Genomic DNA, 22,500 nt, shown 5'->3' with positions numbered 1-22,500 from the left:
TTCATTGGTGGGTTCAGGCTAGAGGTTTCCGTAAAAGTGCGGTAGAATGTGAATGGTTGTTTTTCTACATAAAAGAAACGAAATAAATTGATTTTAAGGACGGCATTTTAACAATGAAGGAAAGTATTGGAACAAGTCATGGCAAGATCATTCTGATCGGCGAGCATGCGGTTGTTTATGGACAACCTGCCATTGCGCTGCCAGTTTCAATGGTCCAAATGCGTGCGACGATTACCGAAACAGATGCAGGACAGACTTTGGACACAATCTATTATTCAGGTCCCCTTGCCCAGGCCTATGGGCAAATGGCTGGCATCCGTTCCCTGATTGAACACATTCTGAACGACTTTGCCGAAACAGAAGCGTCATTCTCAATGAAGATCACCAGTGATATTCCAGCCGAACGTGGCATGGGTTCATCAGCAGCAACTGCGATCGCCGTTATTCGGGCTTTGTTCAATTATTTTAATCATCCGTTAACCCATAAACATCTGCTGAAACTGGCAACAATCTCCGAAAAAGTGATTCATGGCAATCCCAGTGGTTTGGATGCCGCTACCGCCGCCGCAACGGCCCCAGTTTTATTCCGGCGGGGCCAGCCGTTGCAAACACTGCCGATCAGTCTGCATGCTTATTTAGTCATTGCCGATAGCGGCATTAAGGGACAAACTGGGGCCGCCGTTTCCAGTGTCCATGATCGTTTAGAAACAGATTATAACGGCACGATGCAGTCTATCAAAAATATTGGGGCCTTGACACTTAAAGTCGTCGACGATATCAGCAACGACCATGTTGAAGAACTGGGCACTCATCTTTTAGGCGCTCAGGAAAATCTGTGGGCACTCGGTGTCAGCAACCGGCAGCTCGACCATCTGATTCAAGTTGCCAATGAGAATGGCAGTTTAGGTACTAAATTGACTGGCGGCGGTCGAGGCGGCTGTCTGATCGGCGTCGTATCCGACTTGCCAGCTGCACAACACTTGGCACATGTCCTCCAAGATGCTGGGGCCGCCAAGACGTGGATCCAGCCATTACACGAAGAAACACAAGCATTTTCACACTTTACGAAATGAGGGATTCTTTTTTGCAAACTGTTACGGCACGCGCCCATACAAACATCGCCCTCGTCAAATACTGGGGCAAAAAAAATCAGGAATTGATCTTACCTTATACGAATAGCCTTTCACTCACCTTGGATGTTTTTTATACCGACACGAGTGTTCAATTTGATCCGCTGCTTGAGACGGATCAATTTTTATTGAACGGTGAAAATGTCACCGGTAAAAGTTTAATCAAAGTCCAGCGGTTTATGGATTTAATTCGTTCCGAAGCCAACATAGCCATGCCGGCACGGATTGAATCGACTAACCATGTGCCGACTGCAGCGGGACTCGCCTCTTCCGCTTCAGCGTTTGCTGCTTTAGCCGCCGCCGGAAGTCGGGCAGCAGGACTCGACTTGTCCTTACGCGATTTATCTCGTTTGGCGCGTCGTGGTTCTGGTTCGGCTACGCGTTCAATCTATGGTGGCTTCGTCGAATGGGAACGAGGCGACAGTGATGCCACTTCCTATGCCGTTCCGATTCAAGAACAGGTCGACTGGGATATTCAGATGATTGCCATTCTTTTGAATCGCCATGAAAAGAAAGTCAGTTCACGGAGCGAGATGGCTAATGATGTGGCGACCTCCCCTTATTATCCAGCTTGGATCGAAAATGCCCAAACTGAAGTAGATACAATCAAACAAGCCATCGCTGCTCGTGATTTGAATCAAGTCGGTCAAATTGCCGAACAAAGTGCGATGCGGATGCACGCCCTCACTATGAGTGCCGTCCCGCCGTTTACATACTTCGAACCATCGACTTTGCAGGCCATTGCTAAAGTGCAAGAACTCAGAGCACAGGGTTTAAGTTGTTATTACACCATGGATGCCGGTCCGAATGTGAAAGTAATCTGTTCGGCTCGGGAAACGCCGCAGATTTTGGCTGGTTTAAGCACGATTTTTCCGAAGGAGCAGCTGACCGTTGCCAAGCCTGGTCCTGGCATTCAATATTTACCGCCGCAGCAAAGGAGTGACCTGTAATGGCAAAAGCTTCACAACAATCCCATCGTAAAGATGAACATGTTTTTTTAGCTGAGAAATTTCATGATGATGATCGGCGTAACGATTTCGATCACGTTCATTTTATTCACAACAGCCTACCGGAATTGGATATCGATCAAGTTTCGATCGGCACTAAACTTGGCAACGATGCACTCAGAAGTCCCTTTTATATCAATGGCATGACCGGCGGCAGTCCTCGTACCGGTAAAATCAACCGTCAGTTAGCTGAAATTGCCGCTTTAACCGGCATTCCAATGGCATCGGGCTCGCAAACAATTGCTTTAGCCGAACCTGATTTAGCCGATACTTTCAAAGTGATCCGTCAGTATAATCCGTCCGGCTTTGTGCTGGGCAATATCGGTGCTGGTCATGGGGTCGAAGATGCTAAAAAAGCGATTGCCATGATCGATGCCAACGCCCTTGAAATCCACGTTAACGCTGCGCAGGAAATCGTCATGCCCGAAGGCGACCGTGAATACCACTGGCTCGACAATATTGACCAGATCGTTCATCATGTCGATGTGCCGATTATCGTCAAAGAAGTCGGCTTCGGCATGAGCCGTGAATCCATTCAGCAGCTGGCCGAAATCGGCGTTAAAATGATCGATGTTTCGGGTCGAGGCGGCACTAACTTCATTAAAATTGAAAACGAACGTCGCCATGAAAAAGATTTTGGCTTTATGAGCGCATGGGGCCAGTCAACCGTCCAATCTTTGCTGGAAGCCCATTCCGCCGATACGGATGCTCAGATCATTGCTTCTGGGGGCGTCCGCAATCCGCTCGACATCGTCAAATCTTTACGACTGGGTGCTAGTGCTGTCGGCGTCTCCGGTGAAATTCTGCATTCTCTACTGCATGGCGATCCGACTGACACCGCTGCGATGATCATGAGCTGGCTTGGCCAAATTCAGGATCTGCTGCTGTTGCTAGGGGCACGCAACCTCGATGAACTGCATACCAAGGACATTTATTTTGATCCTGAGCTGGTTAATTATCTCCAGCAGCGCGACATTCATTTATAAACACAAAGAATCCCTTCAGAAAATCTGAAGGGATTCTTTTTAATTAATGACGTAAACCTTTTGGAAAAGCGTTTTTAACGGTTGTTTGGACCTGCTTGCCCATACTGAAAATTTTATGCCGCGCACTCAGCGCCAGCCAGCCTTTACCGGCCTGTGGAACTGTAATCGTTTCGCCATGGACATAATGAGTATATTGATCTTCATCAAGGTTCAAGACCTGTTTGAATTGGGTCGGACGTAAAGCCAGTGCCAGTGCATAACTTGGTTCAAAGCGGTGCTTTTTAAATGTACCTAAAAACAAACCAGGCCGCAGCACATGCAAGCCGCTTAAGACGGGTGTTCCCGCTGGCGTTTGATACAGGCGGTCTTTCGACAGATATGGCTGCGTCAGTGCATCAGTAGCTAAGGTCTGCTCGGCAAAGGTTTGCCAATCCTTTTTCTGTTCGCTGCTTAAAGAGGCCTTTTTCTGCAACTTTTCTTTTTTGGGAGCGGCGGTCTCCGAACGGCGCCGCAGTTTGGCGATGAAATGGCCTTCCCCACGCATCAGGTGCGGGAACAACCGAACGGCCTGCGTTAAATCTGGATTGCCATTGGCCCATTCAGGCTTGGCAGCAATCATGCCGGCATATTTTTCAATCGGCACCATTTCAAGGTCGGAATACGTATCCAGTAGCCAGGCAATGACCTGTTCATCTTCCTCCGGCGAAAAAGTACACGTCGAATAAATCAATTCGCTATTGGGCTTCAGCATTTGATAAGCCGATGCCAGAATCTTCTTTTGTCGGCGGGCACATTCAGCCGGATAATCGGGATTCCAATACTGCATCGCCGTAGGGTCCTTGCGGAACATTCCCTCACCGGAACAAGGCGCATCGACTAAAATCCGATCAAATGTCTGCGGCCATTTCTTTTCCAGTTCGTCAGGTGAAGCATTAACGACGACGGTGTTCTGCAGACCCCAGCGTTCAACATTTTCCGACAGAACTTGGGCTCGCTGTTTGTTGATCTCATTAGTAACCAAAACGCCCTGATTCTGCATGAAACTGCCAAGATGGGTCGTCTTGCCGCCAGGTGCCGCACACAGATCAAGGACCCGTTCGCCTGGCTGGGGATGGGCCACTTCACCGACATACATCGCACTCGGTTCCTGACTATAAACATAGCCAGCTTGATGATCAAGTGTGTGTCCATCGACTGTTCCATAATAACCCCAATCACAATACGGAACAGGATCATTCAACGGCAGATCGACATTTTTAAAATCATCCTTGAGCGGATTCAACCGAAACGCTGACACTGCCGGCTGATCAAAACTGGCAAAAAAAGCGGGCGCCTCCGCACCCAGCAAACGTTGATATTTTTCAATAAAAGCCTGTGGTAATTTCATATTTTATCCCTTCTTTGGACGTGAACCATGAATTCGCAGTGCGAAAAACAGGTTCAAAACAACGTACAAGAGGCAGAAGAAGCCGAACAGGAATCCGTAGTGAATGACATCAATCTGTTTGACCCCAATCAAGTATCCGACCAGAATGGCAAAGAAACTATGAACGGCAAACTGCCGGAACAGTCCCCAGCGGTAATGTTCTGCCAAATGTTCGTCAAGCGGCGCATCCAGTTGATGCTGAATCAGCCGGTAGAAAATTTCAGCCAATAAAATCCCGATGCCGACTGCGACAAGCAGACTCAGGACTAATAATCCATAACTGGATAGCCAGCTAGTCCCAACGATGGGTGTCTTAACGAGGGGCGTGATTTTGGTGGCTTTGAAGATTTGTTTCAACTGCTTCTGATTGCCAGTCAAATTAGCACCGTCGGCATAAATCTTGACATGGCGCAATTGCCGGTTGTCAAAGACATACTCTGGCGAGATTGAAATAAAGGTATGGTCGTTTAAGGCACTCTTGCTCTGTGTGCCGACCGTGCCGACCACCGAGAGGTAACGATGGTGTAAGTATAGATACGACTGGCTCGTCGGCGCATAGAGCTGTTTGGTCAGGTTCTGGCCGACGACAACAACTGGAATTTGCGATTTAAAATCATCATCAGTAAAGAAACGGCCGCTGAGTTCGGGAATGTTCGTAAACTTCCCTTCCCCATAAAAATACGACAGACTCTTGCTGGGTGCGAACTGGACTTGATATTGCTTCAAATGCGCCGCATCCAATTTTTTTACCGTCGTCTGCAAGGTCTGGTGCGAATGGGTCCGAATGACGACGGCACTATTCGACAGCCCATTACGGTTCAGCTGGCTCGTGTAGTTGCTTTGATCCTGATGGCCAAAAAGAAAAACGCACCCAAAGGCTAAAATTGCCAGCAGCAGATCCAGTATCAATTTTCGTTTAAACATGTTTTATCCCTGTTTTCTGTATAAGCTTACGCCAGCCAGTAAATCTGGTCGCGCATCAAATCAAAATGCGGATAATGATGGTTGAGCAGCGTCAAACGTGGTGAATGCTGTTCATGTGCCTGCTGCCAAAAGCCGGCACTATTGGTCGCCCCATTTTTTTCTCCGATACAAAAGAACTGCACCGGTTGCGGCAAACTCCGGATAGCGGCTAAAATCTGCTGATCGACCGGATCCCCATCCGGACTCCAGGACAAAACGATCGCATCCGCCCATGGACCGTAGCACTGAACGGCCGTCACGGCATCCAACGGCAGCACTTTTGTTTCAAGCTGGCGGCCGGTTTCGTTTTCGCTGGTCCAGGCCAGACTATCGGTCGCAACGACCTGCTGGCCCTGATCTCGCAAACCGCGACTGATATAACCGTTGCCGGACATCAATTCCAGCCAGTGCTGGTGCGGAAATAAATGGACCCAATTCTGCATCACATCCTGGGTAATATAGGCCCACATGCCGAAGTGAACCTCAACATACTGCCGATAATTCCGGAGCAAATGGTCGCAATCACTCAGCCAGTGCTGTTCGGCCGCCCATTCCGCATCGGTCCATGTGCGGCGGGCAAAGTCAGTAATCAGCACATCAGGTCCGATTCCCAATTCCGGCAGTCCAAACGCCGGCAGCTCATGGCCCTGAAGCTGTAAGACACTGGCTTTAATCGCCGCTAATTGGCGCTGGACAGCCGGTTCCCAGTCAAAATGCTGCCGCATCTTTTTTAAGCGCATTAAATAGGCGTCTGCCATTCCATTTCTCCCCACATTCACAAATTAAATATACGCCATTTATGCTACTTTAAATTCGAAAAACCGTCAACTTAACTTTCTATTACGAAAATGCCAGCGGACAGCCGGTGCGTTCTGGAAGGAGTGTGTTAAAATGAAAGCGAATAGAAAAATCAATGGGTGGAGGTCATGAGGATGAATGAAAATCCAGAGAATTACACGTTTGAAGATTATCGGGATGATTTTTTGGCGGCAACATTAAAACAGTTGCACCTCACCAAAGAACAGGAACATGACATTGATTTCGATGCCAAAAATAATGGGGTTGTCGTGGCATTTCTAAGCAATGACCATGATAATTCGATCACACTGCCATTGGGCGACGAATTCGAAAACGACGTCCCAGCAAAGGATGTTGCCGTTGGTTTTGCCGCTCAGATCAAACAGCAATTGCTTAAATAAATTGAAAAGCCGGGTCGGAAATTTTCCGACCCGGCTTTTTTGTAAAAATTATTATCCGATGCCCAACATCATCCGGGCTTCTGGCGACATCATGTTGATGTTCCAGACGGGGTCCCATTCCAGCTCGATTTTGACACTCTGGATGACATCGACGCCCAGCAAAGCCGATTTCAATTCATCATATAAAACGTCGGTTAAAGGACAGCCGACCGTTGTTAAGGTCATGTGCAACGTGCAATGGCCCTGTTCATCGAGGTCGACCCCATAAATGAGACCCAGATTAACAACGTCGACGCCCAGTTCAGGGTCGATTACGTCACTGAGGACTTTAATAATTTGTTCTTGTAATGCGGTTCTTTCAGCCATAGTGATTACGATTCCTTTTTAAAAAATGCAGCGATAATTTCAGCGGTTTCAGTGATTCGTTCAAAGGTCAGCTGATGCGTGCCTTCTGCTGAGGTCGATAGCGAGACATCCTTGGCGTATGGGGCCGTATGGGGCCACCTGAATCTCATCGACAAATGAGGCGGTACTGTCATACGGAATGACCCGGTCCCGTTTGCCATGCCAAAAATGCAGCAAGCGACCGGTAATCCGTTCGGGATGCAAGGCCAGATCGTATTCGGTCAAGCTAGCCTGATAAGTCTGCGGATCATCGACTAATTTAGCTGGATTCAAATGCTGGGCCCAATGTTCGGCGGCTTCCGTTAAACGCGGTGTGCCCATCATACAAACAGCCCCTTGCAAATCACTTGCCTTCGTCTGTGCCAGCAATGCGCAGGCAATCATACCGCCAAAACCAGTGCCGCCGACAACAACTTGGCCCTGCAGTAAATTCTGATCTTGATAATCACTGCGCAGCGAATCGAATTCATGGACCGTCTGCTTGAGAATCTCGAACAAGTCGACATCATGTTCCCACGTTGGGGCTTCACTCTGCCGTCTGCCATGATAGAGCAGCTCTGGCAGAACAACTCGCAGTCCCCGTTTGGCCAATTCATAGGCAACCGTTAAATTCATTTCCATCGTCTGCTGCCAATCGGGGTACCAGACAACCAGCGGCAAGGGCTCATTTTGAGCGTGTTCAGCAACGACTTCCAATACTGGAATCCCGACACTGTTTTTGGCCTTAACAATGACCATGTGTGCATTCCCCCTTTGCAAGTCCAGCCATTTTTTGCTATTCTATTCCTTAATCACTTAAATTTTAACATAATCAAGTTGGGAGGAACAATTTTGTCGAAAAAGCTTATCGCCATCGATCTCGATGGCACCACGCTCAATGGTGACTCACAAATTACTCTGAAAACACAGGCCACCCTGCAGGCTGCACAACAGGCCGGCAACGTCGTCAGTATTATCACTGGCCGTTCCAACCGACTCAGTCAAAATTATTATGACCAGATCGGACTCAAGTCGCCGATGGTCAACTTTAACGGTGCATTAGCCCATATTCCCCGCCACCAGTGGGATCACGAATATCAATATACGGTGCCCCGTGAAGTCGCCATCGACCTCTTACAATTGAAACAAAAATATGCAATCCAAATGATCGCCGTTGAAGGCAAGCAGCTGCTGATGGCAGATCAGCTGTATAAGAGCGAATATTCGTTCTTCCCGACTGAATTAGCCCCTGAACAGCGCTTAACGGCTGATAGTCTGACCGTCGATCCGACCTCAATCACCGTTTTCCTGGAACGCAATGACCAGAAAATCGTCCGCGAACAGTTGCAGCATGATTTTCCCGATGTCCAGGTTAACGTTTGGGGCGGTGAAGCCAGCGTGCTTGAAATTGTCCATAAGGGCATTCAAAAGGCCAAAGGGGTCGCTTATCTAGCCGATTACTTCGGCTTCGAGCGCAAAAATATCATCGCATTCGGTGATGAACAAAACGACCGTGAAATGCTTGATTACGCCGGCTGGGGAGTGGCCATGCAGAATGCCCGTCCTGAAATTCAGGCCGCCGCAAATGATGTGACCACTTACACGAACGAACAAGATGGTTTGGCCGATTATTTGACCAATTACCTGCATCTACAAAAATAACCTGAAAAAGCGTCTGAACGATTTTTGTTCAGACGCTTTTTTGGTTAATCATAAACAATCTGACCTTCATCAGCAGCGACATATTGATCTGTGCTGATCTGATAATAAACATGACTGTCGGCGGCGATTGCTGTGCCGACGACCCGCCACTGGGACCCGGACGTTAAATGCTGAATCGGTTTGCCAGTGCGACTGACCGCAAACACATTTTCCTTTGTGACGGTAAAAACACCGTTTGCTGTGACCGGCGCATGCGTAAAAATCCCGTACACGGCTGGATAGCGAATTGAAACTGCCGAACTGGCCACAAACTGATCACCGCCCAGACAATCATAAATACGTCCACGTCCATCAACTGCAATTCGTTTTGTCTGCCATTGGGAACCGGCCGGTAATGTGCGCAAGGTCTGTTCGTTGTGATTGACTAAAACGGCTCCATCGGCCGCAGTGACAGTCACAATGCCGTCATTCTCATTGTTCGTCAGTGTTAACTGTGTCTCCGCTGACTGCAAGGTCCCTAAATCGGCGGCGACATACTGATCAGCGCCGATCAAATAATAGGTTTCACCATCAGCTGTTGCCGCAGCGGCATTGATCCGCCATTGACTGCCATCCGGCAATGTCTGTACTTTCTGACCGGCCGAATTAACTGTATAGGCATTATGCTGATCGATAGTGATCACATCCTGCATGGCTTGCGCAGCCACCGTAAAAAAACCAGTTCCAGTGACAGTGGCCGCTGCTGTGCTGATATATTGATGGCCGCCTAGTGATAAATAATGGGCCCCATTGGAATCCGTTGCCACTTGATCGACCTGCCAGCACGACCCGTACGGCAGCTGTCGAATTACGTTTCCGGCTGCATCCAGTAGCGCCGTGCCGCCGACTTGATTGATTGTCGCCACTTCGGCGGTTTGCTGCTGGTCCGTAATCAGCGCCGCCTGAACGGTTGACTGGCTTGTGACACCGCTCAGAAGTGCCGTTAATCCAAACACACCGAGTCTGATCATGTGTTTCATACTTGCTCCGCCTCCTATGCCTTTGTTCTCATTATCGAGTTAATGGGCATTGAAAGCAAAAAAAACACCCAAATGGATGTTTTGATGACAATTACTGTTCGCTGCGTAAGACGCCACCATCGGCATAGCGATTCGGCTGCATTTCATTTAAAACGACATGGACATGTGCGGCTGGGCAGTTGGTATCTTTAACCACTGCAGCTGTGATGTCCTTGACGAGGTCGCGTAATTGGTCTTCAGAACGGCCTGCGATCAGATCAACATGAACTAATGGCATTTGTTTTCCCTCACTTTCAATTGCCCTTTCATTATACAGAATCATGGTGGGTCGGTGCAATCTCCTTTTTCTGAGTCACCTTGCGTTTGGCGGCCTGCTGGTCGGAATTGAGGAACTCGCCAACGACATCAATCGTATTCAAAATATTGATGAACGCTTTGGGATCGGCCTGGATTGCCGCCTGAGTCAGATCATACAATTCATAACGAGTAATGACAATCATCAGCGTTGCATTCGGCCGGCCGGAATAACCGCCTTCCGAATCAATGACAGTGATGCCCCGCAAAACTTGCGACCGAATGGCAGCCAACACTTCTTCTTTGTGACTGGTCACGATCATGGCCGTTACCTTCTGATGGCTCGTGTGGATATGGTCGATGGCATAACTCATGCAATAAATCGAAATAATCGTATACAAAGCACTTTCCCAGCCGAAGAAGACGCCAGCGGCCAAAATAATCAGCATATTGATGGCAAAGGTTAACGCCCCGACTGAACGGCCAGTCGTTTTGGCCAAAATCAAAGCGATGATATCCAAGCCGCCGGTTGAGAACCCATAACGAAGCGCCAACCCAACAGCAACCCCCATCAGAACCCCGCCGACAATCGCATTCATCAACGGATTGGTCGATAAGGCATGGGCAGGCATCACCATGGTAAACAGTGACATGACTACCGCCGTGAGTAAGCTATAGGCCGTAAAATTTGGTCCAATCTTGATCAATCCTAAAATCCCGATTGGAACGTTGAACAGCAAAATCAGCAGCCCAGTATCAACATGAAGCTTCAGCAACCGGCTGAACAGCGCCGACACTAACTGGGCGACCCCGCTAATCCCAGATGAGAATACATGGGCTGGAATCAGGAAAAACTTGAGGGCAAATGCGGCTAATAAGCCGGATACAATCACAATAATCATTTTCTTCAAGTTGTCATTATGAATAAAACGTGCAGTCTGCAATAGAACGCCTCCTTCGTTCACGAATAAATTTCCTTTATTTTATCATGAATGACCTGAATATTTCAGGACAAATTCATTTCAAGCGCGTATAGTGAAAGCAAGGAAAGTTTTATTGGAGGAATCCGCATGTCAAATTCAATTTACCAAAGTTTAAGTGCCTGCACCAGTGTCTTGGTTGGCAAAAATGCGACAATGGATGGTTCACTCATGATTGCCCGCAACGAAGATGCCAAAGCTGCCTGGCCTAAGCATTTTGTCGTTCACGCTCACCAAGTAGCAGATGAAGCACCAATTTTCACTTCAAAAGATACCGGCTTCAAATTAGAATTGCCAAAGGAAAATCTCAAATACACGGCCACACCTGAATGGACCGATAAATATGGGGTGTTCGAAGAAGACGGCTTTAACGAACTCGGTGTGGCCATGAGCGCCACCGAAAGTGCCTATGCCAACAGTCGTGTGCTCGGCTATGATCCCTTAGTCGAACATGGAATCGGCGAAGAAGCTATGGTGACCGTTGTTCTGCCTTATGTCGACTCAGCCCGTGCAGGCATCCAGCGTTTAGGTGAATTAGTCGTTCAATATGGGACCTCCGAATCAAACGGCATTTTATTTGCCGACCAAAACGAAGCGTGGTACATGGAAACAGGCTCCGGCCATCACTGGGTCGCCCAGCGCATTCCCGATGACAGTTATGCCGTCGTTGCCAATCAGCTGGCCATTCAAGAAATCGATTTTGACGATGCTGCCAACTTTATGTTTGACAACAGTATTCGTGATTTTGCAGCTAATCATCATTTATGGCAAGCAGGAACACCTTTCAACTTCCGGCAGATTTTTGGCACCCATGACCAGTCTGATGCCATCTACAACACGCCACGTGTCTGGTATGGTCAGAAATACCTGACCCCCTCTGTTGTTCAAGAACCGCAGTCGCAAGACCTGCCCTTCCTGCGTCAAGCGGATCGGCCAATTCAATTGGAAGATGTCACTTCCATTTTAGCTTCCCATTTCCAAGGCACGCCGTATGATCCTGTTGGTCATGGCTCCGAATCGCAAAAGCATGCTTTCCGGCCAATCAGTTTGGCTAAAACCCAAGAATCGCATGTCCTGCAGATTCGGCCGCATATGCCAGCTGCTGTCGCCGATCTGCAGTGGCTGGCCATGGGTGTTGCCGCTGAAAGCAGTTATGTGCCGTTTTACGGCGGCATTACCGACACCCCGGCCAATTACAAGGTCGGCCAGCTTCCCTACTCGCCTGATTCTGCTTACTGGCTTTATAAGCATGTCAGTATCCTCGTCGATGCCCATTATCCGCAGTTCAGCACCAAGCTCGAAGATGTCCAAAAGGCTGTCCACAGTCAGATGCTAGCACTCATCGCCAAAACTGACCAGGCCGCTTTGGCGGAAGATGATCTCGCCAAACGAGCTGCATTGCTGACTCAAGCCGGTAAAGAAGCTGCCCAGACAGCTGGCAAAGCCTATCAGGATTTAGCGGCCCAGCTGATCACCGCTGCCACAGATTACTCACCATTGAACTTCCATACAGATGCAAACTTATAAATAGCTGCAAAAAGGGTTCGGAACAAAATGTTCCGAACCCTTTTTTAAGGATAATTAATTATTGAATTTCTTTAGCAACTTCTGCATTAACAGCTTTATTCTCGGCTTCGATCAAGTCGACTCGGCTGGAAATGATCTTAATATCCATCGTGATTTCACGAGTCAAACCAGGTGTATTGATCTTTGGTTCGAAGAAGGCCTTGAATTCAGTCAGGCGCTGCTTTGTCTTGAAAATGTTGGCAACTGAAGTGATAAAGCCGGTAAAGGACATGTCGCCGCCGACTGCCTTTTCCATCCACTTCCAATCATTGCGCATCCAGTCCCAAGCAGCTTGTTGTCCGGCGTCATTGCCTAAAACAGCTGGGAACCAAGCACGCAGATCCTGCGGCTTGATGATATCAGCATTTTCGAAGTCCTTGACCAATTCGGCAATCTGATCAGCATCAGACGTGCTGGCTAAAGCCGCTCCTAAATCAGCCTTGAAGCTTGGGTCGCTGGAACGGCTGTACAGATCCAGCAGATGTGCAAATAAGTCTTTATTGTCGTAGTTCTTGATTTCGTTCGTTAAAATCAAGCCACGAACTTCGGCTGGCAAGTCGATCAGATGAGTACTGTTCTTGGCAAACAGTTCATGGGCCGCTGCAATGGCTTTGTCATTATGGGCATACAAAGCAGCATTGAGCACATACGGACGTGTCATCTTGTCGTCTTCAGTATCGTTCTCACGATATTCCCAACCTAAGCGATCGACCTGATCAGCACTCAACAAACCTAAGAAGGCTTGCAGATGTTGTTCTTCAGCGCTATCCGGCTGAACGAATTCCTTCAAAACGCTGGTGATTCGGTATAAGCCGGCGTTCACAATCGCAGAATGGTCCTGTGCAAATTGTTTCAGCAACGGGACGGTTTGTGCAAATGGAATCTGCCGACCTTCTGACAATAAACGCAAATCTTGGAGAATCTGCAGTTGTGAAATGGAATCGTAAGAATTGGATTCACTCATGATATCCTGCATCAATGTGTCATCGTAACGAACGATAAAGTGTGAATTATTACCGACATTGAGACGGAAGGCTTTGCCGTTCTTTTGGCGGAGTTCCTTGTAATCGCCTAATGTAATCGTCTGATCCTTCATGATCGTTGGCACAACATCATAGTTGCCGTTCAACGGAATCTGCCATGTACGGCCTTGGTCTTTGCCTTCACCGATGAAGAATTGTTTCTGGCTTAACACTAATTGACCGGCATCGTTGACACTGGCAGTCACGACCGGATAACCTGGCTGTTCGAGCCACGAATTCATGATGCCGCCAATATCCATATTGGACGCATCGCCTAAAGCTTTCCATAAATCAGCACCAGTAGCATTGCCGTATTGATGCGCTGCAAAGTAAGCTTTCAAACCTTTCCGCAAAGCATCGTCGCCAATTAAGGCACGAACCATAACTAACATCCGTGAGCCCTTGGCATAGACAATCGCACTGTCAAACAACGCCGCAATTTCGGCTGGATCTTCGACTTGAACATGAACCGCCTGGACACCGTCAGTAGCGTCACGCTGCAAAGCACGTGGTACTTCGAGTGTTTGGTATGTTTCCCAAATGTGCCAATCTGGTTCGAGCGCATTGACGCCGACGTATTCCATCATGTTGGCAAAACTTTCGTTGAGCCACAGATCATCCCACCACTTCATTGTGACGAGATCGCCGAACCATTGATGAGCCAATTCATGGGTTACCGTTGTAGCCACATGCTGTTTCGTCTGCATCGAAGCATTGGCCGGATCAAAGAGTAAGTATGATTCACGATAAGTGACCAAGCCCCAGTTTTCCATAGCGCCGGCGGAGAAATCAGGCAAAGCTAATTGCCATGAATGCGGAAGCGGATATGGTGTCTGATAGAAGTCTTCGTAGAATTCAATCGCACGCTTGGCAATGTCGAGTGGGAAGTCCAGTTCGTTCAGCGCATGTGCTTTGGTCGTGAAGACGCCGATTTTAACACCGCTCTTGGTTTCAGTCATCTTGCTCTGCAATTCGCCAAAGGCAAAAGCAATCAAGTAAGACGACATCCGCATCGTCTGATCAAAGTAATGAACTCCGTTTTCGACACGGTTTTCAGGCATGTTGCTGATGATTGTTTCGCCTTCATGTTCATCGAACTTGATTGCTAAGCTGAAAGTAGCCTTTGCTTCTGGTTCATCGACACATGGAAAGGCCTGACGAGCTGAAGTCGTTTCAAATTGGGTGCCGATAATTTCCTTCTTGACCCCATCGACTTCATAATAAGAGGGATAGATGCCCATCATCGAATCTGTCAATGCAGCTGAATAGGCAATTTTAAGAGTCACTTTGCCAGTCTGCGGCACTTCGATTTGGATGGATTCAGTGTCATCATCTGTTGCAAATGGAACGTCTTTGCCGTCAGCAGTGACGGATTCAATCGTCAGATACTTCTGATGGATGCCAATTTTTGTCTGCGAAGCGTTCCCAGTAATCGTTGAGGTCCCTTCGATATGTTTCTGCGCACGGTTGATATCAATATAGATATCATAGTGCTCGGGTTGGAACAGTTCATACAAATGTTGTGATTTTGTCATTGTGTTGCCCCCTACTTTTTAAGATACCCTTATTATAGCAGATGATGACCCTTTCATGAGAAAAGTATTAGAAACAAAAAACGTTTTGCCAGAAAAAGTTTCCAGCAAAACGTTTGTTTTAAATTTAAGCTTCGTTCGTAGTGGCAGCATTGATTTTGTCGATGACCTGCTGATAAGTGCTGGTATCACCGACTGGCAAAATCATGCCCTGTGCGCCCGCCACAGCAGCACTAGCAGCCAGCGTCGGCAGCAGCTGCGGATAATCTTTGGCGGCTGGTTGTGCCAAAACTGGATAATGCGTCAATAACCGTAAGGTCGCAACAGCCCGGTCATTATTCGGGCTCAAAACAGCAATGTGAATATTGCCGGCACTCGCAATGAATTCGGCCATCATCAATAATTGCGACGGGTCGGAAACCTTAGTCCCATCAATCAAAACTGGAATCGGCGTTTGACCGACCTTCTGCAGGAAACTGGTATCATTCAGCAAATCCCCTGTCAGTTCCACCATATCAACCGTCTTTGCAACGGCATCGAACTGTGCGTCCGTATAAACGGGCACAATCAAATCAAGCGACTGCTGATCGGCCAATTGCCGGTAGTTGGTCAGCAATTGCTCAATATCCTGCCGGTCGACCTGCTCATAAGGAGAAAGCGGCTGGGCAAATAAATCTGCTACACAGCCGGTTACCTGTTCGTTTTGCGGCAAATCGGCAAAGCGCTGGCTCAGACTATCCTGATCTTTTTCCTGCGGCAAATGGACAAACAATGGCAGTTGCGTATCGCCTAAAGAGGTTTCATGCAGCTGAATCACCGTATTGTCCGGCTTGAACGTTTTGCTGCTTAAAACATACGGCGGTTCATCGGTTGTGACCGAAGCAATCGCTTCTTTTTCATCATCACTGAATTCAAGTGTTTCAAGGTCGATAATGGCCATATGATTCTGGCTCATAAAACCTGTTTTGCCAAGTTGATGGATTTTATCTTGCAATTCCCGCACGACTTCAGTATTCACAGGTTCTTTGAATTGAATAATCATAAACTAGGGCTCCTTTTACGTCAGGTCGTTTCCCCTTCATTATACGTTAAAGGGCCGTCGGTGTGAAATTGTTTTTGGGAGGGGTTTTGGTTTGTGGGTTGTTTTGTGTTTAGTTAAAGTAACTTTTAGTTATAAACTAGCAAAAAAGAAGAACCTATTAACTACAGGTCCCTCTTTTTAGTGTTTACTGATTATTCAATTCAACAATCTTCAGGATAACATCGACACCCTTTTCAAGGGCATCTTCGGAGACGAATTCGTAACGACCGTGCATGTTTTCGGCACCGGCAAAGATGTTCGGTGTCGGTAAACCCATGAAGGAAATCGTTGAGCCATCGGTCCCGCCACGAACGGGTTCGATTTCAGGCGTGATGTCGAGTGCAGTCATCGCATTCTTCGCCAACTCAACGACATCCATATGGTCCTTCATGACCTCCCCCATGTTGTAATACTCGTCTTTGGTTGTGACGGTCACAACGCCATCGCCATATTCAGCATTGAGTTTGTCGCCGATCCGGTGTGCCAAGTCTTTGCGGCTATTCAATTGGTCCCGGTCGAAGTCACGGATGATGTATTCCATGTGGGCGTGGTCAACGGTACCGTCAAACTTGAGCAGATGGAAGAATCCATCCATCCCTTTCGTCTTTTCAGGCACTTCTTCTTGCGGCAAAGCATTCTGGAATTGAATGGCCACTTCATTGGCATTGATCATGACGCCATAAGCAGACCCAGGATGAACATCCTTACCTTGGACATCGACAACTAAGGAAGCAGCGTTGAACGTTTCGTATTCCAACTGACCAACAGGACCGCCATCCATTGTGTACGCAAAATCGGCATCGAAGTCTTTGACATCGAAGTGCTCGGCACCAGTGCCGATTTCCTCATCGGGACTGAAGCCGATTTTGATGTTGCCGTGCTGAATTTCAGGGTGTTGAATCAGATAATCCATTGCCGTCATGATTTCAGCGACACCAGCCTTATCATCGGCTCCCAGCAGTGTTGTCCCATCAGTGGTAATCAATGTTTGCCCCTTGTAATTCTTCAAGGCTGGGAAGTCTTTGACGGTCAATTCATACTTGCCGTCGGCGCTCAGTTTAATGTCGGATTCGCCATCATAGTTTTCAACGATTTGCGGATTAACGTGCTCCGAATTGAAATCGGCAGTGTCAGTGTGTGCCATAAAGCCGATTGTCGGCACTTTCTTATCCATGTTGCTAGGCAGCAATGCCGTTACATACCCATTGGCGTTGTTGTACTTGACTTCACTCATTCCGATTTGTTCGAGTTCTTTCATCAACTGATGCAAAAAGTCAACTTCACGCTGCGAAGACGGAATCGTCGTTGAATCGGGGTCAGACCGACTATTTACCTTCACATACTTCAAAAAACGTGGTACTAACTCATCATATTTGGCCATGAAAAATTCCTCCTTAAATAAATTGAAATGGATCCGTATTTAATGTCGATGCAAAGATATCAAGATCCCAGCCGTACTGCTGCGACCACTCTTGCAGCATCGGCGTTAAACGCTGTTTGATCGCTTGTTCAATGTGATGACCTGGGTCGACAACGGACAAGCCGTTAGCGAGCATATCATGTGCTGTATGATAATACACATCACCGGTAATGTACAGATCGATGTTCTGCCGAACGGCAGCCGGGAAGAACTGACCGCCATCGCCGCCGACAACGGCTACTGATTCAACCTGTTTCTCCGGTGTGTGGGTCACCAGCCGGGCGCCTTTGACGCCGAAAGCCTGTTTGACAAAATCGGCATACTGCCGAACCGTCATCGTCTGTTTAGGCGTTCCCATCCGGCCGATTCCAATTGGGCGGCCATGCGTCGCAATATCCATCACACCAATCTGATTATGCGGCAGCTGCTGCAACTGACTCATAAAATGGGCCATTTGCAGTTTGGGGACTGTAAAGATGACTTGGTCGGCAGATTGCGCTGCTTTAATATTCGATGTCGTCAAAGCGGCCGTTAATGTTTCTGGTTCCGGCGTTTCCACTGTAACCTGCTGGAGCTGTTCATATTCAGTCACATCAAATGGCTGCACGTGCTGCAGCTGTAGCGCATCCGCCAGCCAATCATTCATACCGCCCCATGCCCGGTCTAAATTCGTATGAGCCGCATAAACGGTGATGTGATGGGCGAGCAAATCGGCATACATTTGATTTTGCGGATCGGCCAGATCCAGTTTATGGATTGGATGAAACAAAACTGGATGGTGCGCAAAGATAAAATCAACGTGTTTATCGATTGCTTCCTGAACCACTTCAGGCCGGACATCAAGGGTAACCAACACCCGTTTGATAGGTGCCGACCGTTTCCCTAATTGAAAACCAGTTGGATCATTCCCCATTCGTAATGCTAATGGGGCAAATTGTTCGAATCGATCGATCAATGTTTGTGCTGCAATCGTCATTCGACCACCTCCTCAATCATCGCAACTAGGTGCTGATGCTGTGCTGCTTTAGCCGTTGGCACTTCTTGCGCCTTCTGCAGCTCACGCAAAACCCGCTGCTCGCGTTGCAACCGGTCCTGCCATTTAGCTTGGAAAACCGAATTGTGCGGATGCTGCCGTAAAAATGGGCCAAAATACAGATCGGCTTCATCATAGTGAACCGGTGCAGCACTTGGCGCAGCAGCAATCACTTCATAAATATGCTGATCCTCTTCCAGAATTTCTTCGGCCGTAATCGCATATTGATGGGCTAGCAGCCATTCACGAACGCGATTCTCACCGACATTCGGTTGCAAGATAAGCCGTTCGGTACCCCTTAAATGCTGCTGATACCCGGCTTCCAAAATATCATGGATCAATGTGCCGCCCATTCCGGCAATTGTCACTGCCGTAATGCGATCCGCCGGCTTGATAGCCGCCAATCCATCCGCCAGCCGCACTTTAATTTGAGCCGCCAATCCGTATTGTGCCACATGTTCTTCCGCTAAATGGAAAGGACCCGGAACGACTTCACCGGCGACAGCAGCCGGGATGCGGCCGCTTTGAACGAGTGCAATCGGCAAATAAGCATGATCGGACCCGATATCGGCGATTCGATCCCCCTGCTGAATATGCTGTGCAACAGTCGCCAGTCGTTGTGATAGATGGATCTGTTCCAAATTAGACACTTCCTTATCCCGTTATATTATAGTTCCAGTATAGCAAATCTAACTTGCAAACGGCTCTTTCTGCGGAAATAAAATTGTTTGTCACTGGGTACAAAAAAAGATCGGCCGCACTGGGCCGATCTTTTCGCATCATTCAAATCTTATTCCAAAAAGTCCCGTAATTGCTTCGAACGAGATGGGTGACGGAGCTTCCGCAACGCCTTGGCTTCAATCTGGCGAATCCGTTCACGGGTCACACCGAAGACTTTGCCGACTTCTTCCAATGTCCATGTCCGGCCGTCATCGAGCCCAAACCGCAGCCGCAAAACATTTTCTTCACGGTCGGTCAGGGTTTCGAGGACACTCTCCAACTGTTCCTTGAGCAACTCATAAGAAGCATGTTCTTCAGGACTGGTTGCATCCTTATCTTCGATAAAGTCGCCTAAGTGCGAATCATCCTCCTCGCCGATTGGTGTTTCAAGGGAAACGGGTTCTTGAGCAATCTTGAGGATTTCACGAACTTTATCCGTCGCCATGTCCATTTCAGCACCGATTTCTTCCGGCGTTGGTTCACGGCCGAGGTCCTGCAGCAATTGCCGCTGAATCCGAATCAGCTTGTTGATTGTTTCAACCATATGCACAGGAATCCGGATTGTCCGTGCCTGGTCAGCAATAGCACGGGTAATGGCCTGACGAATCCACCAGGTGGCGTAAGTTGAGAACTTGAAGCCCTTCCGGTAATCGAATTTCTCGACGGCCTTCATCAAGCCCATGTTGCCTTCCTGAATCAAATCCAGGAACTGCATCCCACGGCCGACATAACGCTTAGCGATTGAAACGACCAGCCGCAAGTTGGCTTCCGCCAATTCCTGCTTGGCATCTTCATCGCCTTGCTCGATCCGCAAAGCCAATGCGACTTCTTCATCCGCCGTTAACAATGGGACTCGGCCGATTTCCTTGAGATACATCCGCACTGGGTCGTTGATTTTGACGCCAGCGGGTGCGGAAACATCCTTGGTCTTCTTTTTGCCTTTGTTCTTCTTTTCTTCATTTTGAAGACTCCGAGCACTCGGATTCCCGTCTTTATCAACAATCCCAATGCCCTGATCTTCGACTCGTTCCATTAGGTCATCAATCTCTTGGTCTTGCAAGCCTAATGGTTTAACGAGTTCATCAATCATTTGGTCTTCGGTCACTTGTTTATCGGATTTATACTTTTTTAAGAATGCTTTGACGGCGTCTTTGTACTTCTTTGTCTTCTCGATGCTCGTCTTCTTATTTGTTGTTTTCTTTGGTGCTGTTTTAGTTGTTTTCTTTGCTGCCATGTATAAATCCCCCTTGATGATTAAGCCTTTTTCAACTGACGAAACAGTTGAACGAGCTGTACCGTCAAATCTGCTTCGCGTGTCTGATCGCCAAGGCGTTTGGCTTCGTCTAAAGAAGCCTGCGTCGTTTTAATTTGTTCCTGCAATGGATTGACCATAATGCGTTTGATGTAGTCTTGGACCGCCGTTTCATTCACTTCGGCCGGCAATTCGAGTGAATCGAGCTCTGCGACCAGTGCCTGCATATCATCCGGCACATAGTCGATAAAGCCAGAAATATCCGGCGAATGCCCTTCTGCTAGGAAACTCTGCCACAGCAGGTAGATTTCCTGATAATTTTCATGAATAAACTGAAAATCAGGTGTCTGTTCGACCGTCGTCTTCACATCCGGATGGTGAAACATCAAATACAGAAGACACCGTTCCGCTAATTCCTGCCCCGAATAATGGACCTGCTGGCGATGATAAGCCTGCGGAGCCACTTGCTGACGCCGAACCGCTTGTTTGGGACGAGATGGCTGCTGTCGCTGCAGTGTCTGCAGCTGCTGCTGCAAGCTTTCCGGCGAGAGCGACACTGTCTCAGCAACCTGGTTGAGATAGAGTTCCCGTTCGACCGGCGAAGCAACCTGCACCAACGTTTGGAGTGCCTGATCGGTGTAAGTCAACCGATCCTTTTCGTTGGCTAGGTTCAACCCCCGCTGCAAATAACGGAGTTTGAACGCGACTGGTGTCAAAACAGCTTGCTCAAGCTGCTGCTTGAACGCATCCGCACCAACTGTGTGAACGTACTCATCTGGATCTTTGCCATCCGGCAGCACGACTACACCGGCATCGACAGAGCGTTGCTGCTGCAGCATTCCTAACGCCCGATGAGCTGCCTGAATCCCTGGTTCATCGCCATCATAACAAACAATGAGATGATTCGTCATTCGTGTCAGTTGCTGCAGTTGTTCATCCGTCAGACTGGTCCCCATCGAAGCGACTCCATTGGAAAGACCGGCCTCATAAGCGGCAATCACATCCATAAATCCTTCGAAGAGATAAACTTTTTTAGCCTGCCGAATGGCGCCTTTGGCCAAATCGAAGTTAAACAAGACCTTGCTCTTATTGAACAGCATCGTTTCCGGGCTATTCAAATACTTCGGTTCGTTCGGCGCTTGATTTAAAATGCGGCCCGAAAAGGCAATCGTCTGTCCCTGCGAATCACGAATTGGAAACATCACCCGGCCTGAAAAACGGTCCCGCAACTGACCAGATTGCGTTTCTGAAAACAAACCCGACTTGCGTAAATCTTCGAAAGTGAATTGCTGGTCCTTCAAGAAATGAAGCAATAAATCCGGCTGTTCCGGCAGATAGCCGATTCCATACGTCTGAATCGCCTGGTCCGTCATTTTCCGCTTCTGCAAATACTTGAGCGCCGGTTCACCGGTTGTTGTGTTGATTAAAATATGGGCGAAAAACTGTTGAGCTTTCTGATACATCTTGCGCTGGGTCGCAATCTGCGGATCAACTGTTGTTTGTGTCTGGGCGCCGACTTGAATGTCGACTGGGATATTTTCCATCTGAGCGACCTTGGCAACAGCCTCCGGAAAGGACAATTTCTCCAAATCCATCAAGAAATTAAAGACATTTCCCCCACGACCGCAGCTGAAACAATGAAAGATTTGCTTTTGTTCATTAACTGAAAAAGAAGGCGTTCGTTCCTCATGGAAGGGACACAACCCGAACAAGTTCTTCCCTTGCTTTTTCAGCTGCACATACTGACCGACTACATCAACAATATTCGTTTTCTGGCGCACGGCCTCGACCGTCGCCTCTGGAATGCGCTGTGCCATCGGTCCC

Annotated in this window: 21 protein-coding genes; 6 read left to right on the top strand and 15 right to left on the bottom strand. The window is 48.2% G+C overall.

What is annotated here, in order from left to right:
• Positions 1-113: 113 nt before the first annotated feature.
• From mvk to fni, 3 genes are read left to right on the top strand one after another with little or no spacing between them, the layout of a single operon-like run.
• On the top strand, positions 114-1,073 hold the full coding sequence (gene mvk / locus IV40_RS01420) for a mevalonate kinase (protein WP_057768579.1): 960 nt from the start codon (positions 114-116) through the stop codon (positions 1,071-1,073).
• 11 nt (positions 1,074-1,084) lie between these two features.
• Positions 1,085-2,080: a diphosphomevalonate decarboxylase gene (gene mvaD, locus IV40_RS01415; RefSeq protein ID WP_236698002.1), complete on the top strand. Its 996-nt coding sequence runs from the start codon at positions 1,085-1,087 to the stop codon at positions 2,078-2,080.
• Positions 2,080-3,123, top strand: coding sequence for a type 2 isopentenyl-diphosphate Delta-isomerase (gene fni / locus IV40_RS01410; protein ID WP_057768577.1), 1,044 nt, complete (start codon positions 2,080-2,082; stop codon positions 3,121-3,123). Before mvaD ends, fni begins: the two co-directional genes overlap by 1 nt.
• Before the next feature lie 43 nt (positions 3,124-3,166).
• Here the strand turns inward: fni and IV40_RS01405 are convergent, their stop codons facing one another.
• The 3 genes from IV40_RS01405 to IV40_RS01395 are packed head-to-tail and all read right to left on the bottom strand — an operon-like array spanning position 3,167 to position 6,270.
• A complete protein-coding gene (locus IV40_RS01405) occupies positions 3,167-4,510 on the bottom strand; it encodes an RsmB/NOP family class I SAM-dependent RNA methyltransferase (protein ID WP_057768576.1) in 1,344 nt (447 codons plus the stop codon).
• A gap of 3 nt (positions 4,511-4,513) precedes the next feature.
• A complete protein-coding gene (locus tag IV40_RS01400; protein ID WP_057768575.1) occupies positions 4,514-5,473 on the bottom strand; it encodes an ABC transporter permease in 960 nt (319 codons plus the stop codon).
• A gap of 26 nt (positions 5,474-5,499) precedes the next feature.
• Positions 5,500-6,270: a hypothetical protein gene (locus tag IV40_RS01395; protein WP_057768574.1), complete on the bottom strand. Its 771-nt coding sequence runs from the start codon at positions 6,268-6,270 to the stop codon at positions 5,500-5,502.
• A gap of 174 nt (positions 6,271-6,444) precedes the next feature.
• Between IV40_RS01395 and IV40_RS01390 the strand changes: the two genes are divergently transcribed.
• Complete coding sequence (locus IV40_RS01390) at positions 6,445-6,711, top strand: hypothetical protein (RefSeq protein WP_057768573.1); 267 nt, start codon at positions 6,445-6,447, stop codon at positions 6,709-6,711.
• Between the two features lie 51 nt (positions 6,712-6,762).
• Here the strand turns inward: IV40_RS01390 and IV40_RS01385 are convergent, their stop codons facing one another.
• Together IV40_RS01385 and IV40_RS01380 are read right to left on the bottom strand one after the other, a co-directional pair.
• On the bottom strand, positions 6,763-7,077 hold the full coding sequence (locus IV40_RS01385; RefSeq protein ID WP_057768572.1) for a metal-sulfur cluster assembly factor: 315 nt from the start codon (positions 7,075-7,077) through the stop codon (positions 6,763-6,765).
• A 60-nt stretch (positions 7,078-7,137) separates the two neighbouring features.
• Positions 7,138-7,854, bottom strand: coding sequence for a dienelactone hydrolase family protein (locus IV40_RS01380; protein WP_057768571.1), 717 nt, complete (start codon positions 7,852-7,854; stop codon positions 7,138-7,140).
• A gap of 93 nt (positions 7,855-7,947) precedes the next feature.
• On the opposite strand from IV40_RS01380, the gene IV40_RS01375 reads away from it, so the two are divergent.
• Positions 7,948-8,757 carry a Cof-type HAD-IIB family hydrolase gene (locus IV40_RS01375; RefSeq protein ID WP_057768570.1) on the top strand — a complete coding sequence of 270 codons (810 nt, stop codon included), beginning with the start codon at positions 7,948-7,950 and terminating at the stop codon, positions 8,755-8,757.
• A 44-nt stretch (positions 8,758-8,801) separates the two neighbouring features.
• Here the strand turns inward: IV40_RS01375 and IV40_RS01370 are convergent, their stop codons facing one another.
• The 3 genes from IV40_RS01370 to IV40_RS01360 all read right to left on the bottom strand — a co-directional run bounded on the left by IV40_RS01370 (position 8,802) and on the right by IV40_RS01360 (position 11,014).
• Entirely contained in the window at positions 8,802-9,776 is a 975-nt protein-coding gene (locus IV40_RS01370; protein ID WP_057768569.1) for an SLAP domain-containing protein, read from the bottom strand.
• A 91-nt stretch (positions 9,777-9,867) separates the two neighbouring features.
• The gene (locus tag IV40_RS01365) at positions 9,868-10,053 is read right to left on the bottom strand and encodes a 2-hydroxymuconate tautomerase (RefSeq protein WP_057768813.1); all 186 of its coding nucleotides are present in this window, start codon (positions 10,051-10,053) and stop codon (positions 9,868-9,870) included.
• A 31-nt stretch (positions 10,054-10,084) separates the two neighbouring features.
• Positions 10,085-11,014: a YitT family protein gene (locus IV40_RS01360; protein ID WP_236698003.1), complete on the bottom strand. Its 930-nt coding sequence runs from the start codon at positions 11,012-11,014 to the stop codon at positions 10,085-10,087.
• A 126-nt stretch (positions 11,015-11,140) separates the two neighbouring features.
• Between IV40_RS01360 and IV40_RS01355 the strand changes: the two genes are divergently transcribed.
• Complete coding sequence (locus tag IV40_RS01355) at positions 11,141-12,577, top strand: C69 family dipeptidase (protein ID WP_057768568.1); 1,437 nt, start codon at positions 11,141-11,143, stop codon at positions 12,575-12,577.
• A 58-nt stretch (positions 12,578-12,635) separates the two neighbouring features.
• On the opposite strand, the gene IV40_RS01350 is transcribed toward IV40_RS01355, so the two are convergent.
• The 7 genes from IV40_RS01350 to dnaG form a co-directional block, all read right to left on the bottom strand.
• Entirely contained in the window at positions 12,636-15,173 is a 2,538-nt protein-coding gene (locus IV40_RS01350) for a M1 family metallopeptidase (protein WP_057768567.1), read from the bottom strand.
• Positions 15,174-15,297: 124 nt separating this feature from the next.
• Positions 15,298-16,212: a hypothetical protein gene (locus IV40_RS01345; RefSeq protein WP_057768566.1), complete on the bottom strand. Its 915-nt coding sequence runs from the start codon at positions 16,210-16,212 to the stop codon at positions 15,298-15,300.
• 184 nt (positions 16,213-16,396) lie between these two features.
• The gene (gene pepT / locus IV40_RS01340; protein ID WP_057768565.1) at positions 16,397-17,632 is read right to left on the bottom strand and encodes a peptidase T; all 1,236 of its coding nucleotides are present in this window, start codon (positions 17,630-17,632) and stop codon (positions 16,397-16,399) included.
• A 13-nt stretch (positions 17,633-17,645) separates the two neighbouring features.
• Entirely contained in the window at positions 17,646-18,647 is a 1,002-nt protein-coding gene (locus tag IV40_RS01335; protein ID WP_057768564.1) for a Nif3-like dinuclear metal center hexameric protein, read from the bottom strand.
• Complete coding sequence (locus IV40_RS01330; protein WP_057768563.1) at positions 18,644-19,345, bottom strand: tRNA (adenine(22)-N(1))-methyltransferase; 702 nt, start codon at positions 19,343-19,345, stop codon at positions 18,644-18,646. Before IV40_RS01330 ends, IV40_RS01335 begins: the two co-directional genes overlap by 4 nt.
• Positions 19,346-19,494: 149 nt before the next feature.
• Positions 19,495-20,658, bottom strand: coding sequence for an RNA polymerase sigma factor RpoD (gene rpoD / locus IV40_RS01325; RefSeq protein WP_057768562.1), 1,164 nt, complete (start codon positions 20,656-20,658; stop codon positions 19,495-19,497).
• Positions 20,659-20,678: 20 nt separating this feature from the next.
• Positions 20,679-22,493 carry a DNA primase gene (gene dnaG / locus IV40_RS01320; RefSeq protein WP_057768561.1) on the bottom strand — a complete coding sequence of 605 codons (1,815 nt, stop codon included), beginning with the start codon at positions 22,491-22,493 and terminating at the stop codon, positions 20,679-20,681.
• Between the last annotated feature and the right edge of the window lie 7 nt (positions 22,494-22,500).

The sequence above is a fragment of the Lactobacillus selangorensis genome, assembly GCF_001437205.1.
Classification (GTDB): Bacteria; Bacillota; Bacilli; order Lactobacillales; family Lactobacillaceae; genus Paralactobacillus; species Paralactobacillus selangorensis.
Note: the sequence above shows the minus strand (reverse complement) of the source record. Positions and strands in the feature narration are given on the sequence as shown.

What these genes read in the sequence shown, in the direction of transcription:
- mvk (WP_057768579.1), top strand. Translation starts at nt 114, where the DNA reads ATGAAGGAAAGTATTGGAACAAGTCATGGCAAGATCATTCTGATCGGC.
- fni (WP_057768577.1), top strand. Translation starts at nt 2,080, where the DNA reads ATGGCAAAAGCTTCACAACAATCCCATCGTAAAGATGAACATGTTTTT.
- IV40_RS01405 (WP_057768576.1), bottom strand. Translation starts at nt 4,510, where the DNA reads ATGAAATTACCACAGGCTTTTATTGAAAAATATCAACGTTTGCTGGGT.
- IV40_RS01400 (WP_057768575.1), bottom strand. Translation starts at nt 5,473, where the DNA reads ATGTTTAAACGAAAATTGATACTGGATCTGCTGCTGGCAATTTTAGCC.
- IV40_RS01395 (WP_057768574.1), bottom strand. Translation starts at nt 6,270, where the DNA reads ATGGCAGACGCCTATTTAATGCGCTTAAAAAAGATGCGGCAGCATTTT.
- IV40_RS01390 (WP_057768573.1), top strand. Translation starts at nt 6,445, where the DNA reads ATGAATGAAAATCCAGAGAATTACACGTTTGAAGATTATCGGGATGAT.
- IV40_RS01385 (WP_057768572.1), bottom strand. Translation starts at nt 7,077, where the DNA reads ATGGCTGAAAGAACCGCATTACAAGAACAAATTATTAAAGTCCTCAGT.
- IV40_RS01380 (WP_057768571.1), bottom strand. Translation starts at nt 7,854, where the DNA reads ATGGTCATTGTTAAGGCCAAAAACAGTGTCGGGATTCCAGTATTGGAA.
- IV40_RS01370 (WP_057768569.1), bottom strand. Translation starts at nt 9,776, where the DNA reads ATGAAACACATGATCAGACTCGGTGTGTTTGGATTAACGGCACTTCTG.
- IV40_RS01365 (WP_057768813.1), bottom strand. Translation starts at nt 10,053, where the DNA reads ATGCCATTAGTTCATGTTGATCTGATCGCAGGCCGTTCTGAAGACCAA.
- IV40_RS01355 (WP_057768568.1), top strand. Translation starts at nt 11,141, where the DNA reads ATGTCAAATTCAATTTACCAAAGTTTAAGTGCCTGCACCAGTGTCTTG.
- IV40_RS01350 (WP_057768567.1), bottom strand. Translation starts at nt 15,173, where the DNA reads ATGACAAAATCACAACATTTGTATGAACTGTTCCAACCCGAGCACTAT.
- IV40_RS01345 (WP_057768566.1), bottom strand. Translation starts at nt 16,212, where the DNA reads ATGATTATTCAATTCAAAGAACCTGTGAATACTGAAGTCGTGCGGGAA.
- pepT (WP_057768565.1), bottom strand. Translation starts at nt 17,632, where the DNA reads ATGGCCAAATATGATGAGTTAGTACCACGTTTTTTGAAGTATGTGAAG.
- IV40_RS01335 (WP_057768564.1), bottom strand. Translation starts at nt 18,647, where the DNA reads ATGACGATTGCAGCACAAACATTGATCGATCGATTCGAACAATTTGCC.
- rpoD (WP_057768562.1), bottom strand. Translation starts at nt 20,658, where the DNA reads ATGGCAGCAAAGAAAACAACTAAAACAGCACCAAAGAAAACAACAAAT.
- dnaG (WP_057768561.1), bottom strand. Translation starts at nt 22,493, where the DNA reads ATGGCACAGCGCATTCCAGAGGCGACGGTCGAGGCCGTGCGCCAGAAA.